Here is a 14,889-nt window from a genome sequence, read left to right on the forward strand (position 1 = left end):
ATATTGAAACCCTGATGGCGGACTTTCTCCGCGACGTGGAGGCCATGCAATGACGACCAGCAAACAGATTCTGAACGTGACCGTGGGTGAATCCCTGCGCGACTCCGGCGCCCGCGCAGCGGCCACCATGAAAGCGATCGCACGTGGCGAAAAGGTTCAAGCTCACTTCGGCGTAAACTTCGAGCAAATCGGACAAATGCTTGCTGCCTTTACGCCCAAGCGCTGGGAGCTGATCGCCACTCTGCGCGAAGCCGGCCCGCTGACCGTGGCAGAACTTGCTCGCCGCCTGAGCCGCGATTACAAGAACGTGCACACCGACGTGACCCAGCTCATTGAATGGATGGCCGTGGAACGCCATGAAGATGGCCGGGTGAATGTGCCCTGGTCGGAAATCGTGGTGGATATGAAGTTGCCGGAACGGGTGGCGGCGTGAGGGATCCGGGATCCATGCCACATGAACCACCGCACGGTCCTGGCGCAGCATGGATTCCGGGTCAAGCCCGGAATGACAGACGAAAAAAAGCGGCCCGAAGGCCGCTTTTTTATGAGGCGCGCAACGCCTATCAAGCCGGAACGCTGTCCTTGACGGTATCCGCCATGTCGGTGTAATCCTTGACCTGGTCAAAGTTCAGGTACTGGTAGATCTGCGCGCTGGCAGCCGTCAGCACGCCCATGTCGGCCATGTATTCAGCCTTGGTCGGAATGCGGCCGAGTTTGGAGCAAATCGCCGCGAGTTCGGCAGAGCCCAGGTACACATTGGCGTTTTTGCCCAGGCGGTTCGGGAAGTTGCGGGTCGAGGTCGAGAACACGGTGGCGCCCTCTTTGACCTGCGCCTGGTTGCCCATGCACAGGCTGCAACCGGGCATTTCCATGCGTGCGCCGGCCGAGCCCAGCACGCCGTAATGGCCTTCTTCGGTCAGTTGCTTGGCATCCATCTTGGTCGGTGGCGCCATCCACAGCTTGACCGGGATGTCGCGCTTGCCTTCAAGCAGCTTGGAGGCTGCGCGGAAGTGACCGATGTTGGTCATGCAGCTGCCGATGAACACTTCATCGATCACGGCGCCGGCCACGTCACTGAGCGTCTTGACGTCGTCCGGATCGTTGGGGCAGGCCACGATGGGCTCGTGGATGTCGGCCAGGTCGATCTCGATCACGGCGGCGTATTCTGCGTCGGCATCGCCCTTGAGCAGCTGCGGGTCGGCCAGCCAGGCTTCCATGGCGGCGATGCGGCGCTTGATGGTGCGCACGTCGGAGTAGCCCGTCGCAATCATCCACTTCAACATCGTGATGTTGCTGGTGATGTACTCGATGATGGGCTCTTTGTTAAGGTGCACCGTGCAGCCGCCGGCAGAACGCTCCGCTGACGCGTCGCTGAGTTCAAACGCTTGCTCAACCTTCAAGTCCGGCAGGCCTTCGATCTCCAGGATGCGGCCAGAGAAAATGTTGACCTTGCCCTGCTTGGCCACGGTCAGTAAACCGGCCTTGATGGCGTACAGCGGAATCGCGTTGACCAGGTCACGCAGGGTCACGCCCGGCTGCATCTCACCCTTGAAGCGCACCAGCACGCTCTCAGGCATGTCCAGCGGCATGACGCCGGTGGCGGCGCCGAAAGCCACCAGGCCGGAACCTGCGGGGAAGCTGATGCCGATTGGGAAACGTGTGTGGCTGTCACCGCCGGTACCAACGGTATCCGGCAACAGCATGCGGTTGAGCCAGCTGTGGATGATGCCGTCGCCCGGGCGCAGCGGAATGCCGCCGCGGTCGCTCATGAACTCCGGCAACTCGTGGTGCATCTTCACGTCGACCGGCTTGGGGTAAGCGGCGGTGTGGCAGAAGGACTGCATCACCAGGTCGGCGCTGAAACCCAGGCAGGCCAGGTCTTTCAGCTCGTCGCGGGTCATCGGGCCGGTGGTGTCCTGGGAGCCCACGGAGGTCATCTTCGGCTCGCAATAGGTACCCGGGCGCACGCCCTGGCCCTTACCGTTAATGTCAGGCAGGCCAACTGCACGGCCAACCATTTTCTGCGCCAGCGTGAAGCCGCGTCCACTGTCGGCCGGGTTCTGCGGCAGGCGAAACAGCGTGGACACGGGCAGGCCAAGCGCAGAACGCGCCTTGGCCGTCAGGCCGCGCCCAATGATCAGCGGAATGCGGCCACCGGCGCGCACTTCGTCAAACAGCACATCGCTCTTGAGCTTGAACTCGGCAATCACCTTGCCGTCTTTCAGCGCCTTGCCGTCGTAAGGGCGCAGCTCGATCACATCACCCATGGCCATCTGGCTCACGTCGAGTTCAATCGGCAGCGCGCCCGAGTCTTCCATGGTGTTGTAGAAAATCGGCGCGATTTTGCTGCCGAGACAGACACCGCCGAAACGCTTGTTCGGCACGTAGGGAATGTCCTGGCCGGTGAACCACAGCACAGAATTGGTGGCCGACTTGCGTGAAGAACCGGTACCCACCACGTCGCCCACATAGGCGACAAGGTTGCCTTTGGCCTTGAGTTCGTCGATGAACTTGACCGGGCCGCGTTTGCCGTCGTCCTCGGGCGTCACACCAGGACGTGCATTTTTGTGCATGGCCAGCGCGTGCAGCGGGATGTCGGGACGGCTCCACGCGTCGGGCGCGGGCGACAGGTCGTCAGTGTTGATCTCGCCGGCCACCTTGAACACGGTCAGCTTGATGGACTCGGGCACTTCAGGCCTGCTGGTGAACCACTCGGCGTCGGCCCAGCTTTGCAGCACGGCCTTGGCGTATTTGTTGCCTTTGTCGGCTTTTTCCTGCACGTCATGGAACTGGTCGAACATCAGCAGCGTATTTTTCAGGCCGCTGGCGGCCTGGGTGGCGACGCTCTCTTCAGCGTCGTCGAGCAAATCGACCATGGCGCTGATGTTGTAGCCGCCCAGCATGGTGCCCAGCAGGTGCGTGGCTTTTTCACGCGAGATCAGGGAGCACTGCTCGGTGCCATGCGCCACAGCGGCCAGGTAGCTGGCCTTCACTTTGGCGGCGGCGTCCACACCGGCGGGCACGCGGTGGGTGATCAGGTCAACGAGAAACGCTTCCTCACCTTGGGGCGGGCTTTTCAGCAGCTCAATCACCTCGCCAGTCTGCACTGCGGACAGTGGCAGCGGCGGAATGCCCAGCGCGGCGCGCTCGGCAACATGGGCTCGGTAATGGGTTATGAACTCGGTCATCATGGTTTTCTTCTCCTGTACTCAAATACGTTGGTGGCGCGCCGCTCAGCGCGGCGCGGAAGCCGCTGCCGCAGGTGCGGGTGCTGTGAGCTGAGCAGAAGCCGTGCCAGCTCCGGCCGGTGTGGTAGGTTGCGCAGAAGCTGTGCCCGCTCCGGCGGCTGAGGCTGCGGCTTCGGGAGGCGGCGCGTCCAGGATGCTGGGACGCGGGTTGCGCTTGAGCTCATCGGCAAACGTTACCTGGTCCGGGCTCATGCATTCGTCGGCCAGACGCTGCCCCATCTTTTGGCTCATCAGCATGGACTTGTTGCCCAGTTGCAGCCACATGGCACCGGCGCGCGCGTCTTCCAGGCGGATCGCACCGGTCCGGCTTTCGACGGGGTGCATGCTAAAACGGGACTTACCCGTCTGCACCAGGAAAAAACCCGGACGCTTGTCGCTGGGCGTGATGACCACGGAAGCGCCCAGTTCGCAGGGAATGTTGCCTACATACACACGCTTGGCGATCGCCAGGTCCTGCTCCGTCAGCTTGACGTGGGGGTCTTCATCGATGGGCGTGACTTCCTCGACCGCTTTGAGCGCAGAGCGACGGGCCGGCACCGGCTTGGGAGCCGCAGGTTTGGTGACAGCTGCGGGTTTCGGCGCAGCCTTGGCGGGAGGCGACGTCTGGGCCAGCACCAGCGCCGGTGCAGCAAGCATCATGGCGGTTGCAAAAATTATTTTCATGGGTTCCTTGGAAATAATGGACCGGGTAAATCGGATAAATCAACGCGGCGCGGGGGCGAAATAGCGCTGCGCGTCGGGCGGCAGGACACGGCCGGTCTGGTGGGCGCGCTCTATCACCTGCCAGAAGTAGCGGTAACTTGCCCGGTCATGAAGCTGGCCTTCAAAACTGATGGGCGCCCAGTCGGCACGGGCGGCAGCAGCTATTATTTTTGTGGCGTTTTCAATCTCGCGTTCATCCGGTGCCAGGGCCTCCAGGATGGGGCGGATCTGGCCCGGGTGGATGCTCCACATCCGGGTGTAGCCAAACTCGCGGCTGGCCTTGCGGGCAGCGGCCAACATGGCCCCAGTGTCACGGAACTCCGTGACAACGCAATGCGAAGGGACTTTGCCGTGAGCGTGACAGGCGGAGGCGATCTCCAGTTTGGCACGCACCACCAGCGGATGCGTGAACTGGCCTTGGCTGCTCATGCCGTGGGCCGGGATGGCGCCACCGTGACTGGAGACAAAATCCATCAGGCCAAAACTGAGCGACTGCACGCGCGGGTGCGCGGCGATCTCGAAGGCCCGGTGCACCGCGGCGGGCGACTCCAGCAGCACGTGCAAGGGCAGCTCGGCCGCTCCGGCCGCGTCCACGGCTGCAGCGATGCGGTCCACATCCTGCGCCGATTCCACCTTGGGCACCATGAGGTGGCTGAGCCGGCGTCCGGCCTGGCCAACAATGGTGGCGACATCAGCCTCAAACGCCGGGTGGTCGATCGGATGCACCCGCACCGCCACCCGCGCCTTGTCATCAGCCTGCAAGGCCAATCCCACCACCAGCGCGGCGTGATCGGCCTCGCCGCCTACGGGGGCGCCATCCTCGCAATCCAGCGTCACATCGAACACGCAGGCGCCAAACTCCTCGCTCATCTCGGCCTGCAGCTGCAGGCTTTTGCGCATCCGTGCTTCCACGCCGCTGTAGTGGTCGCACACGGGCAGAAAACCTGCTGCTGCCTGGGCGCCAAGGAGGATGTCGCGGGGATGGGTCATGGTTGGCTTCGGCGGTGTCGTCCCGGCCTTGTCATTGCGGGCCTGACCCGCAATCCATGCAACGACTGTTGAGGTCGCCGCATGGATCCCGGATCAAGTCCGGGATGACAGCGTTATTCCGGGATGACTGCCTTGTTTTAGAGCAGATGCTTGACGCCGTCCTGCTCGCCTTTCAGCTCTTCCAGGGTCTTGTTGATGCGCTCCTGGCTGAAGGCGTCAATTTCAAGGCCCTCGACCAGCTTGTAGTCCCCGCCTTCGCAGGTGACAGGAAAACCGAACATCACGTCCTTGGGAATGCCGTACTGGCCGTCCGACGGGATGCCCATGGTGACCCACTTGCCGTTGGTGCCCAGCGCCCAGTCGCGCATGTGATCGATGGCAGCGTTGGCAGCCGAGGCGGCCGAAGACGACCCACGTGCCTCGATGATGGCGGCACCGCGCTTGCCGACGGTGGGAAGGAAGGTGTTGGCGTTCCATTCCTGGTCGTTAATCATCTTGGCGACGCTTTCGCCTTGGATGGTGGCGAAACGGTAGTCGGCGTACATCGTGGGCGAGTGGTTGCCCCAGACGGTGAGCTTTTCGATGTCGGCAACAGGCTTGCCAGTCTTGGCGGCAATCTGGCTGGCCGCGCGGTTGTGGTCCAGGCGCAGCATGGCGGTGAAGTTCTTGCGTGGCAGATCGGGCGCGCTTTTCATCGCGATGTAGGCATTGGTGTTAGCCGGGTTGCCGACCACCAGCACCTTGACGTTGCGGCTGGCGACGGCATTGAGCGCCTTGCCCTGCGCCGTAAAAATCGCGCCGTTGACGGCCAGCAGCTCTGCACGCTCCATGCCGGGGCCTCGTGGACGCGAGCCGACAAGCAATGCGTAGTCAGCGTCCTTGAAGGCGGTCATCGGGTCGCCGTGGGCTTCCATGCCAACCAGCAGCGGGAAAGCGCAGTCGTCGAGTTCCATCATCACGCCCTTGAGCGCCTTCTGGGGGCCTTCGACCGGCACTTCGAGCAGTTGCAGGATCACCGGCTGATCCTTGCCCAGCATCTCGCCAGAGGCAATGCGAAACAGCAGAGCGTAGCCGATCTGGCCAGCGGCCCCTGTGACGGCAACACGGACGGGTTTTTTGCTCATGATTGAGAACTCCAGGAAGGTTGTAAATCGTTGGATGGGGTGGGCAATGAAGTGTTTTGCGCCGCCGGAAGCACCCGGAAATTCCTGTGTACAGCGTCACAACGGGGCCGGCTTTGCGTTGACTCAGCCAAATATTTTACGCTCGAAAACCCGGGGGCGTCAATTTGTCTTATGTCTTATATAAGATATGATTGAGCTGACTCCCCCCATCGCCATGGCCGCCATCCCTCCCCCGCCCGCCGAAGATTTTGCAGGTGCCACGCCGGCTTTCAGCCCGCTGTACCAGCAGATCAAGGGCCTGATCCTGCAAAGCCTGCAGTCGGGCGAGTGGAAGCCCGGCGAAGCCATTCCCTCGGAGATGGACCTGGCCGCACGCTACCGCGTGAGCCAGGGCACGGTGCGCAAAGCCATCGACGAGCTGGCCACCGACAACCTGGTGGTGCGCCGCCAGGGCAAAGGCACGTTTGTGGCCACCCATGCCGAGCAGCATGTGCAGTTCCGCTTTCTCAAGCTGGTGCCCGACAGCGGCATGCCCGGCAGCGAAGGCCCGGCGCAGCGCGACATCATTGGTTGCCGGCGCAGCCGCGCCAGCGCCGAAATCGCCCGTGCGCTGGCCCTTCGTACCGGCGAAGCTGTTCTGCAGGCACGCCGTGTACTGAGCTATGCAGGGGTGCCAACCATCATCGAAGACCTGTGGTTGCCGGCGACGCCCTTCAAAGGGCTGACCGCCGAACGGTTGAGCAAATACCAGGGGCCCATGTACGCGTTGTTCGAAACCGAGTTCAATGTCCGCATGGTTCGCGCAGATGAAAAAATTCGGGCTCTGCCTGCGGCAGGCGGCCTGGAGGTGCTTCTGAAAGTCGAAAAAAACACGCCGCTTTTAAGCGTTGAGCGCATCGCCTACACCTACAACGACGTGCCGATGGAGCTCCGGCGCGGGTATTACCGCACCGACACCCACCACTACCACAACACGCTGGGTTGATCGGCGTCGCCAGTGCATGGAATCGAGGGGCTTCAAAGGCAACAAGGCATCGCTTCCCGGCAAGCCGTGTGTGGCCTGTGGGCGTGAAATGACGTGGCGTAAAAGCTGGGCAAAAAACTGGAACGAAGTCAAATACTGCTCCGACGCCTGCCGGGCAAAAAAGCCCACGCCGAATGCCGCCGTATGGCCAGGTAAGAAGAAGTAATTCCGAGTCGGGCGGGTGGACAAGTCGATCAAAAAATACAGGCCCATTAGTCATATTACATAATCAACATATGCGAAAGATACCGTGTCGTCACCTGGTGCTGATTCTGGGTGACCAGCTGGATGAGGCGTCATCTGCACTGGAGGGTTTTGATCCCCTGCAGGACCAGCTGCTGATGGTCGAAGCGCTCGAAGAATCCACCCATGTCTGGTCGCACAAGGTGCGCACCACCCTGTTTTTATCCGGCATGCGGCACTTTGCAAAGTCGCTGGAACAACGCTGCCTGCCGGTGGACTACCGGGCGCTGGAAACGCATGGCGACGCTACGCTCGCGGCGGGCCTCACCGCTGCCGTCCTGCAGCACCGGCCGCAGCAGGTTTTGGGCGTGGAGCCGGGTGACCTGCGGGTGCGCGCCAGCCTCGATGACGCTATTAAATTAATAGCTGATAGCGCTTGTATTGATTGGGCTGGAGGCCTGAAACCTTCTATAAACTGGCTGGAAGACAAGCATTTCCTCTGCAGTCTGTCGCAGTTCCGGAAGTGGGCCGGAAAATCAGCCAGCCTGCGCATGGAGTTTTTTTATCGCACGATGCGCAAGCAGTACAAGGTGCTGGTGGAAGGTAGAGATGGCGACCAGCCCGTCGGCGGGAAATGGAACTTTGATGCGGAGAACCGCAAAGGCTTCGGCAAAGCCGGTCCCAAAAACGTACCCGCGCCGTTGATCTTTCAGCCCGACAGCATCACACAGGACGTGATGGCGCTGGTGGAGCAAAAGTTTCCCGGTCATCCGGGCGATCTGAGCCGCTTCAACTGGCCCGTCACGCGGGCGCAGGCGCTCACCGCGCTCGATGACTTCATCGAAAACCGGCTGCCGCACTTTGGCGCCCATCAGGATGCCATGTGGACCGGCATGGACTTTGGCTGGCATGCCCTGCTCTCGAGCTCACTTAACCTGAAGCTGCTCAATCCGCTGGAGGTGGTGCATGCCGCAGAGAAGGCCTGGAAAGAGCACGATGCGGATTTACCCAGCGTGGAAGGCTTCATCCGGCAAATCCTCGGTTGGCGGGAATTCATGCGCGGTGTGTACTTTCTGGACATGCCCGAGCTGAAAACCGCGAATCATTTCGGTCATGAAAACGCCCTGCCTGCCTGGTACTGGACCGGCGAAACAAAAATGAACTGCATGAAGCAGTGCCTCCAGCAGACGCTGACCAACGGGTATTCACACCACATCCAGCGCCTGATGGTCACGGGTATGTTTGGCGTGACCGCGCAAATCCGGCCACAGCAACTGTGCGACTGGTATTTGGCTGTTTATGTCGACGCCGTGGAATGGGTGGAACTGCCCAACACCGCAGGCATGGCGCTGTTTGCCAACGGCGGGCGCTTTACCTCCAAGCCCTATGTGGCCAGCGGCGCCTATGTCAAACGCATGAGCAATTACTGCAGCGGCTGCAGTTACGAGCCCGAAACACGGGTTGGCACCACCGCCTGCCCGATGACGACGCTGTACTGGAATTTTCTGGACCAGCATGAGTCGGCGTTTGCAGATAACCCGCGAACCGCACTGATGGTGAAGAACCTGCAGCGCATGGCGCCCGCATTGCGCGGGGAGGTGCGCGCACGCGCCAGTGCGATGCTGGCTGATCTGGATGCACTTTGAAGACCAGCCACGCATCCCGTGCATCGAAAAAAATTACCAAAACATGACGCCTTGCAGCACCGCCAGCAAAACATGGATGCATTGCAATAGAATCCAAGGGTTTACCAGAATTTGCGGTTACAGCCGGGTTACCGGACGGTAATAGCCAAACAGCTCGAGAAAAACACAGGAACTCAAGAATGTCTGAATTAGCGACTCCCGTACCCAAAAAGCGGCCAGAGTTCCGAAACATCAACGCCTTCACCGACCTCACCACCTACCGCATGACGCCTGCGGCGTGGGTCTCCATCCTGCATCGTGCCAGCGGCGCCATCATGTTTGTGCTGCTGCCCTTCATCATCTGGATGTTCGACACCTCGATTTCGTCCGAGATTTCCTTCGAAAAATTCAAGGGCGCGTTCAACATCGGCATGCTGGGCCTGCCCGGCTTTGTCTGGAAGCTGGTCGCCCTGGCCCTGATCTGGGCCTACCTGCACCACTTCATTGCCGGCCTGCGCCATCTGTACATGGACGTTACACACTCCCTGAGCAACGAGTTCGGCAAGGCGACCGCGCTGGTCACCCTGGGCCTGAGCATCCTGCTGACGCTGGTGCTGGGCGCCAAGCTGTTCGGTCTTTATTGAAAAGGAGCAAGACATGTCTGTGAACTACGGCTCGAAACGCCTCGTTGTCGGCGCGCATTACGGCACACGTGACTGGCTGGCCCAGCGCGTCACCGCCGCCCTGATGGCGTTCTTTACCGTCCTGCTGCTGGCGCAGGTGATTTTCACGTCGGGCCCCATCGGCTACGACAAGTGGGCCGGCATCTTCTCGGCCCAATGGATGAAGCTGCTGACATTCACCGTCATCCTTTCCCTGCTGTATCACGTCTGGGTCGGCATGCGTGACATCTGGATGGACTACATCACCTCCAGGGTCTGGCTGCGCCTGTCGCTGCAAGTGGCCACCATCGTCTGGCTGCTGGCCTGTGCCGGCTGGGCCATCCAGGTGTTGTGGCGCCTGTAACCCCCAAGCCTTCAAGCCCATCCCGGCTGCACTCGACCACCGAGACTTCAAAAAAATCATGACTGCTACCTCCAAGCTTCCCAAACGAAAATTTGACGTGGTGATCGTCGGGGCCGGCGGCTCCGGCATGCGCGCTTCGCTGCAACTGGCCCGCGCCGGCCTCAACGTCGCCGTGCTCTCCAAGGTCTTCCCGACACGTTCGCACACCGTCGCTGCCCAGGGCGGCATAGGTGCCTCGCTCGGCAACATGAGCGAGGACAACTGGCACTACCATTTCTACGACACCGTCAAGGGCTCTGACTGGCTGGGCGACCAGGATGCGATTGAATACATGTGCCGCGAAGCACCCAAGGTCGTCTACGACCTGGAGCACATGGGCATGCCGTTTGACCGCAACCCTGACGGCACGATTTACCAGCGCCCGTTTGGCGGCCACACCGCCAACTACGGCGAAAAAGCCGTGCAGCGCGCCTGCGCCGCGGCCGACCGTACCGGCCACGCCATGCTGCACACGCTGTACCAGCAAAACGTGAAAGAAAAAACCAGCTTCTTCGTTGAGTGGCTGGCGATGGACCTGATCCGCGACGCCGACGGCGACGTGGTCGGCGTCAGCGCCATCGAGATGGAAACCGGCGACGTGCATATTTTCGAAGCCAAGACGACACTGCTGGCCACGGGTGGGGCCGGCCGCATTTTTGCGGCATCGACCAATGCCTTCATCAACACCGGCGACGGGCTGGGTATGGCGTCGCGTGCCGGCATCCCGCTGGAAGACATGGAGTTCTGGCAGTTCCACCCGACCGGCGTGGCCGGCGCCGGCGTGTTGCTCACAGAAGGCTGCCGCGGCGAAGGCGCGATTCTGCGCAACAGCAATGGCGAACGTTTCATGGAGCGTTACGCGCCGGCCTACAAAGACCTGGCACCGCGCGACTATGTCTCGCGCTGCATGGACCAGGAAATCAAGGAAGGCCGCGGTTGCGGGCCGAACAAGGACTACATCAACCTTGACATGACGCATCTGGGCACCGAGACCATCATGAAGCGCCTGCCCTCGGTGTTTGAAATTGGCCATAACTTTGCCAACGTCGACATCACCAAAGAGCCGATTCCGGTGGTGCCCACCATTCACTACCAGATGGGTGGCATCCCGACCAACATTCACGGCCAGGTCGTCACCCAGAATGCCGACAATAAAAGCGAGGTCGTCAATGGCCTGTATGCGGTCGGCGAATGCTCTTGCGTCAGCGTACACGGTGCCAATCGCCTGGGCACCAACTCGCTGCTCGACTTGCTGGTGTTTGGCCGCGCGGCCGGCAACCACATTGTTGAGTTCAACAAGACGACCACGCACAAGCCTTTACCCGCCGACGCCGCCGACGCCACCCTGGCGCGCATCGCCCGGCTCGACAATGCCACGGGCGGTGAATACGCGCAGGACGTCGCCAACGACATTCGCGCAGCGATGCAGCAGCATGCTGGCGTTTTCCGCACCCAGGCCATGATGGACGAAGGTGTGACCAAAATCGCCGCGCTGCGCGATCGCGTGAACAGCATCGGCCTGAAAGACAAGTCAAAGATTTTCAACACCGCGCGTATCGAGGCGCTGGAAGTCGAAAACCTGATTGAAGCCGCCCAGGCCACCATTGTCTCGGCCGCCGCCCGCCACGAAAGCCGAGGCGCGCATTCAGTCGATGAATATGGCGACACGCCGGAGCACCCGAACGGTCGCAACGACACCGACTGGCACAAGCACACCCTCTGGCACAGCGTAGGCAATCGCCTGAGCTACAAGCCGGTCCAGATGAAGCCGCTGACCGTGGACTCCATCCCCCTGACCGTTCGCACCTTTTAAAAGACAAGCGGGAACCCCATGACCAAACGCACTTTCAAGATTTACCGCTACGACCCCGACACCGATGCCAAGCCTTACATGCAGACCATCGAGGTCGAGCTCGATGGCAGCGAGCGCATGCTGCTGGACGCGCTGATGAAGCTCAAGGCGCAGGACCCGACCATCAGCTTTCGCCGCTCCTGCCGCGAAGGTGTCTGCGGCTCCGACGCGATGAACATCAACGGCAAGAACGGCCTGGCCTGCCTGACCAATATGCGCACCTTGCCGGGCACCATTGTTTTGAAGCCGCTGCCCGGCCTGCCGGTGGTGCGCGACCTGTTTGTCGACATGACGCAGTTCTTCAAGCAGTACAACTCGATCAAGCCCTACCTGATCAACGATAACGTGCCGCCAGAAAAAGAGCGCCTGCAGAGCCCCGAAGAGCGCGACGAGCTCAACGGCCTGTACGAATGCATCCTGTGCGCCAGTTGCTCCACGGCCTGCCCCAGCTTCTGGTGGAATCCCGACAAGTTCGTCGGTCCGGCCGGTCTGCTGCAGGCCTACCGCTTTCTGGCCGACAGCCGCGACGAAGCCACCGCCGAACGCCTGGACAACCTGGAAGACCCGTACCGCCTGTTCCGCTGCCACACCATCATGAATTGCGTCGATGTCTGCCCCAAGGGCCTGAACCCCAGCAAGGCCATCGGCAAGATCAAGGAAATGATGGTCCTGCGGGCGGTGTGACATGGCCCTCACACTTGTCACTCCGTGTGCCTTCGGCGGTGCGCTGCGCCTGCCACAAAGAAGAGGGGCGCATTTCGCCTTGGGGCGGCCCGGCGGCGAAACCATTCTTTGACCCATGCCTGCAACCGAAGAACTTCTCGGCGAACGCGCCCTCAGCAAACTCAAGTGGCGTTGCCGCCGTGGCCTGCTCGAGAACGATTTGTTTGTTGAAAAGTTTTTCTGCAAATATGAAGCCGGCTTGACCGTCAGGCAAGCCAGAGGTATCGATGATTTGATGGACCTGTCCGACAACGACTTGCTGGACTTGCTGCTGAAACGTAAAGAACCCGGCGAGCTGGCCGCCGTGAGCGCTTCGACCCCCGAAGCCCTTGAAGTGCTGGCCTTGATGCGCACACCATCGCTCACCCTCTGACGGCCCTATTGACGTAGAAAGAAAGTAGAAAATGAAACTCGCTGACAACAAAGCCACCCTCTCCTTCAGCAACGGCAGCCCCAGTGTTGAATTTCCGGTGTACCAGGGCACCGTCGGTCCCGAGGTGGTCGATATACGCAAGCTGTACGCACAGACCGGCATGTTCACTTATGACCCGGGCTTTCTGTCCACGGCGTCCTGCCAGTCGGCCATCACCTACATTGACGGCGACAAGGGCGAGTTGCTGTACCGCGGTTACCCCATCGAGCAGCTGGCCACCAACTGCGACTACATGGAAACCTGCCACCTGCTGCTGTACGGAGAGCTGCCCAACGGCGACCAGAAGAAGGAATTCGTCAGCCGCGTGACCAACCACACCATGGTCAACGAGCAGATGCAGTTTTTCCTGCGCGGCTTCCGCCGCGACGCGCACCCGATGGCCATCATGACCGGCCTGGTCGGCGCCCTGTCGGCCTTCTACCATGACAGCACCGACATCACCAACCCCGAGCACCGTGATATTTCAGCCATCCGCCTGATCGCCAAGATGCCGACACTGGTCTCCATGGCTTACAAATACACCGTGGGCCAGCCCTACATGTACCCCAAGAACAACCTGAGCTACGCCGGCAACTTTCTGCACATGATGTTTGCGACGCCCTGCGAGGAGTACCAGGTCAACCCGGTACTCGAACGCGCGCTGGACCGCATCTTCATGCTGCACGCCGACCACGAGCAGAACGCCTCGACCTCGACCGTGCGCCTGTGCGGCTCGTCGGGCACCAACCCGTTCGCGGCGATTGCTGCCGGCGTGGCCTGCCTCTGGGGACCGGCCCACGGCGGCGCCAACGAAGCGGCGCTCAACATGCTGGGCGACATCCAGAAAAACGGCGGCATCGAGAAAATTGGCGACTTCATCAAGCAGGTCAAGGACAAAAACTCAGACGTCAAGCTGATGGGTTTTGGCCACCGCGTCTACAAGAACTACGACCCGCGCGCCAAGCTCATGCAGGAGACCTGCAAGGAAGTGCTCAAGGAAATGGGCCTGGAAAACGACCCGCTGTTCAAGCTGGCCATGGCCCTGGAAAAAATTGCACTGGAAGACGAATACTTCGTTTCGCGCAAGCTTTACCCCAACGTCGATTTCTACTCCGGCATCGTGCAGCGCGCCATCGGCATTCCGGTGCCGCTGTTCACTGCGATCTTTGCGCTGGCCCGCACCGTCGGCTGGATGGCCCAGCTCAACGAAATGATCGGCGACCCGGAGTACAAGATCGGCCGTCCGCGCCAACTGTTCAACGGTTCTGTCCAGCGCGACGTCAAACCCCTGGCATCGCGCTGATCTTCAGTCAACATGAAAAGCCCGTCCGGCAGCCGCAGCGGCTCGGTTATCGACGCCGGCCCTATGAAGTGTTCAATTTCGTTCGGCCTCGGAGCTTGTCTACGCCCTCAGTGGTGAGTTGCAATGGGTTCTTCCCCGAGACTCACCATACCCGGCACTCTCGCGGGGTTCCCGCGTCGTTGGCATCACAACTCGACCCACTGCGCTGGCCTTTGCCCCCAAAGGTAAACCCTTAGGAGTATCCCCGGCCATTGTATGTTCACTGTCTCCGTGCTATTTTCGCCGCCAACCACCTGGTTAAAAGTCAATCGGCGAACGACACGAGGGAGCCACCGTATGAGTTCTGATTTCTCGGCCTACGACGCAAAACCCTGGCTGCCCGCGTACGGCACAAGTATCGTTGCCGACCTTCCGCCCGCGCGCTATAGCAACCTGGGGCAACTGGTGTCTTCGGCATGTGAACGCTTCGCTGACAAGAAAGCCTTTACCTGTGTTGTACCTAACGGTATGAACGGCAGCCTGACCTACCGCGAACTGGCCGAAAAGTCCGACGCATTTGCAACCTACCTGCGCAAGGTGTGCAAGCTGCAGGCGGGGGACCGCGTGGCCGTGCAACTGCCCAATGGCCTGGCTTATCC

General features: G+C 61.0%; 15 protein-coding genes. 11 read left to right on the plus strand and 4 right to left on the minus strand.

The features are described from left to right. Positions 1 to 49 precede the first annotated feature (49 nt). On the plus strand, positions 50 to 433 hold the full coding sequence (locus ACESMT_RS21635; RefSeq protein WP_372828655.1) for a hypothetical protein: 384 nt from the start codon (positions 50 to 52) through the stop codon (positions 431 to 433). A 130-nt stretch (positions 434 to 563) separates the two neighbouring features. On the opposite strand, the gene ACESMT_RS21640 is transcribed toward ACESMT_RS21635, so the two are convergent. The 4 genes from ACESMT_RS21640 to ACESMT_RS21655 form a co-directional block, all read right to left on the minus strand. Beyond that, complete coding sequence (locus ACESMT_RS21640) at positions 564 to 3,188, minus strand: bifunctional aconitate hydratase 2/2-methylisocitrate dehydratase (protein WP_372828656.1); 2,625 nt, start codon at positions 3,186 to 3,188, stop codon at positions 564 to 566. A gap of 45 nt (positions 3,189 to 3,233) precedes the next feature. Continuing rightward, positions 3,234 to 3,911 (minus strand): hypothetical protein, encoded by a 678-nt coding sequence (locus tag ACESMT_RS21645; protein WP_372828657.1) that lies wholly within the window; start codon positions 3,909 to 3,911, stop codon positions 3,234 to 3,236. Between the two features lie 39 nt (positions 3,912 to 3,950). Next, entirely contained in the window at positions 3,951 to 4,940 is a 990-nt protein-coding gene (locus ACESMT_RS21650; RefSeq protein ID WP_372828658.1) for a CoA ester lyase, read from the minus strand. A 137-nt stretch (positions 4,941 to 5,077) separates the two neighbouring features. After that, positions 5,078 to 6,064, minus strand: a complete 987-nt coding sequence (locus ACESMT_RS21655) for a malate dehydrogenase (RefSeq protein WP_372828659.1) — start codon at positions 6,062 to 6,064, stop codon at positions 5,078 to 5,080. Between the two features lie 214 nt (positions 6,065 to 6,278). On the opposite strand from ACESMT_RS21655, the gene ACESMT_RS21660 reads away from it, so the two are divergent. The 10 genes from ACESMT_RS21660 to ACESMT_RS21705 all read left to right on the plus strand — a co-directional run. Next, a complete protein-coding gene (locus ACESMT_RS21660; protein WP_372828669.1) occupies positions 6,279 to 7,049 on the plus strand; it encodes a GntR family transcriptional regulator in 771 nt (256 codons plus the stop codon). Positions 7,050 to 7,065: 16 nt separating this feature from the next. Beyond that, positions 7,066 to 7,254: a DUF2256 domain-containing protein gene (locus ACESMT_RS21665; protein ID WP_372828660.1), complete on the plus strand. Its 189-nt coding sequence runs from the start codon at positions 7,066 to 7,068 to the stop codon at positions 7,252 to 7,254. 70 nt (positions 7,255 to 7,324) lie between these two features. Beyond that, the gene (locus tag ACESMT_RS21670; RefSeq protein ID WP_372828661.1) at positions 7,325 to 8,917 is read left to right on the plus strand and encodes a cryptochrome/photolyase family protein; all 1,593 of its coding nucleotides are present in this window, start codon (positions 7,325 to 7,327) and stop codon (positions 8,915 to 8,917) included. Between the two features lie 179 nt (positions 8,918 to 9,096). Beyond that, positions 9,097 to 9,540, plus strand: a complete 444-nt coding sequence (gene sdhC / locus ACESMT_RS21675; protein WP_372828662.1) for a succinate dehydrogenase, cytochrome b556 subunit — start codon at positions 9,097 to 9,099, stop codon at positions 9,538 to 9,540. Between the two features lie 13 nt (positions 9,541 to 9,553). Continuing rightward, the gene (gene sdhD, locus ACESMT_RS21680) at positions 9,554 to 9,922 is read left to right on the plus strand and encodes a succinate dehydrogenase, hydrophobic membrane anchor protein (RefSeq protein ID WP_372828663.1); all 369 of its coding nucleotides are present in this window, start codon (positions 9,554 to 9,556) and stop codon (positions 9,920 to 9,922) included. A 58-nt stretch (positions 9,923 to 9,980) separates the two neighbouring features. Then, positions 9,981 to 11,774, plus strand: coding sequence for a succinate dehydrogenase flavoprotein subunit (gene sdhA / locus ACESMT_RS21685; protein ID WP_372828664.1), 1,794 nt, complete (start codon positions 9,981 to 9,983; stop codon positions 11,772 to 11,774). Between the two features lie 18 nt (positions 11,775 to 11,792). Then, positions 11,793 to 12,497: a succinate dehydrogenase iron-sulfur subunit gene (locus ACESMT_RS21690; protein ID WP_372828665.1), complete on the plus strand. Its 705-nt coding sequence runs from the start codon at positions 11,793 to 11,795 to the stop codon at positions 12,495 to 12,497. A 115-nt stretch (positions 12,498 to 12,612) separates the two neighbouring features. Then, positions 12,613 to 12,909: a succinate dehydrogenase assembly factor 2 gene (locus ACESMT_RS21695; RefSeq protein WP_372828666.1), complete on the plus strand. Its 297-nt coding sequence runs from the start codon at positions 12,613 to 12,615 to the stop codon at positions 12,907 to 12,909. Positions 12,910 to 12,940: 31 nt separating this feature from the next. Further along, a complete protein-coding gene (gene gltA / locus ACESMT_RS21700) occupies positions 12,941 to 14,251 on the plus strand; it encodes a citrate synthase (RefSeq protein WP_372828667.1) in 1,311 nt (436 codons plus the stop codon). Between the two features lie 336 nt (positions 14,252 to 14,587). Further along, on the plus strand, positions 14,588 to 14,889 hold a 302-nt coding region (locus ACESMT_RS21705), incomplete at its 3' end, for an AMP-binding protein (RefSeq protein WP_372828668.1).

Origin of the sequence: Polaromonas sp. (assembly GCF_041689105.1) — a bacterium.
In the GTDB taxonomy this organism is placed as follows: Bacteria; Pseudomonadota; Gammaproteobacteria; order Burkholderiales; family Burkholderiaceae_C; genus Polaromonas.

What these genes read in the sequence shown, in the direction of transcription:
- ACESMT_RS21635 (WP_372828655.1), top strand. Translation starts at nt 50, where the DNA reads ATGACGACCAGCAAACAGATTCTGAACGTGACCGTGGGTGAATCCCTG.
- ACESMT_RS21640 (WP_372828656.1), bottom strand. Translation starts at nt 3,188, where the DNA reads ATGACCGAGTTCATAACCCATTACCGAGCCCATGTTGCCGAGCGCGCC.
- ACESMT_RS21645 (WP_372828657.1), bottom strand. Translation starts at nt 3,911, where the DNA reads ATGAAAATAATTTTTGCAACCGCCATGATGCTTGCTGCACCGGCGCTG.
- ACESMT_RS21650 (WP_372828658.1), bottom strand. Translation starts at nt 4,940, where the DNA reads ATGACCCATCCCCGCGACATCCTCCTTGGCGCCCAGGCAGCAGCAGGT.
- ACESMT_RS21655 (WP_372828659.1), bottom strand. Translation starts at nt 6,064, where the DNA reads ATGAGCAAAAAACCCGTCCGTGTTGCCGTCACAGGGGCCGCTGGCCAG.
- ACESMT_RS21660 (WP_372828669.1), top strand. Translation starts at nt 6,279, where the DNA reads ATGGCCGCCATCCCTCCCCCGCCCGCCGAAGATTTTGCAGGTGCCACG.
- ACESMT_RS21665 (WP_372828660.1), top strand. Translation starts at nt 7,066, where the DNA reads ATGGAATCGAGGGGCTTCAAAGGCAACAAGGCATCGCTTCCCGGCAAG.
- ACESMT_RS21670 (WP_372828661.1), top strand. Translation starts at nt 7,325, where the DNA reads ATGCGAAAGATACCGTGTCGTCACCTGGTGCTGATTCTGGGTGACCAG.
- sdhC (WP_372828662.1), top strand. Translation starts at nt 9,097, where the DNA reads ATGTCTGAATTAGCGACTCCCGTACCCAAAAAGCGGCCAGAGTTCCGA.
- sdhD (WP_372828663.1), top strand. Translation starts at nt 9,554, where the DNA reads ATGTCTGTGAACTACGGCTCGAAACGCCTCGTTGTCGGCGCGCATTAC.
- sdhA (WP_372828664.1), top strand. Translation starts at nt 9,981, where the DNA reads ATGACTGCTACCTCCAAGCTTCCCAAACGAAAATTTGACGTGGTGATC.
- ACESMT_RS21690 (WP_372828665.1), top strand. Translation starts at nt 11,793, where the DNA reads ATGACCAAACGCACTTTCAAGATTTACCGCTACGACCCCGACACCGAT.
- ACESMT_RS21695 (WP_372828666.1), top strand. Translation starts at nt 12,613, where the DNA reads ATGCCTGCAACCGAAGAACTTCTCGGCGAACGCGCCCTCAGCAAACTC.
- gltA (WP_372828667.1), top strand. Translation starts at nt 12,941, where the DNA reads ATGAAACTCGCTGACAACAAAGCCACCCTCTCCTTCAGCAACGGCAGC.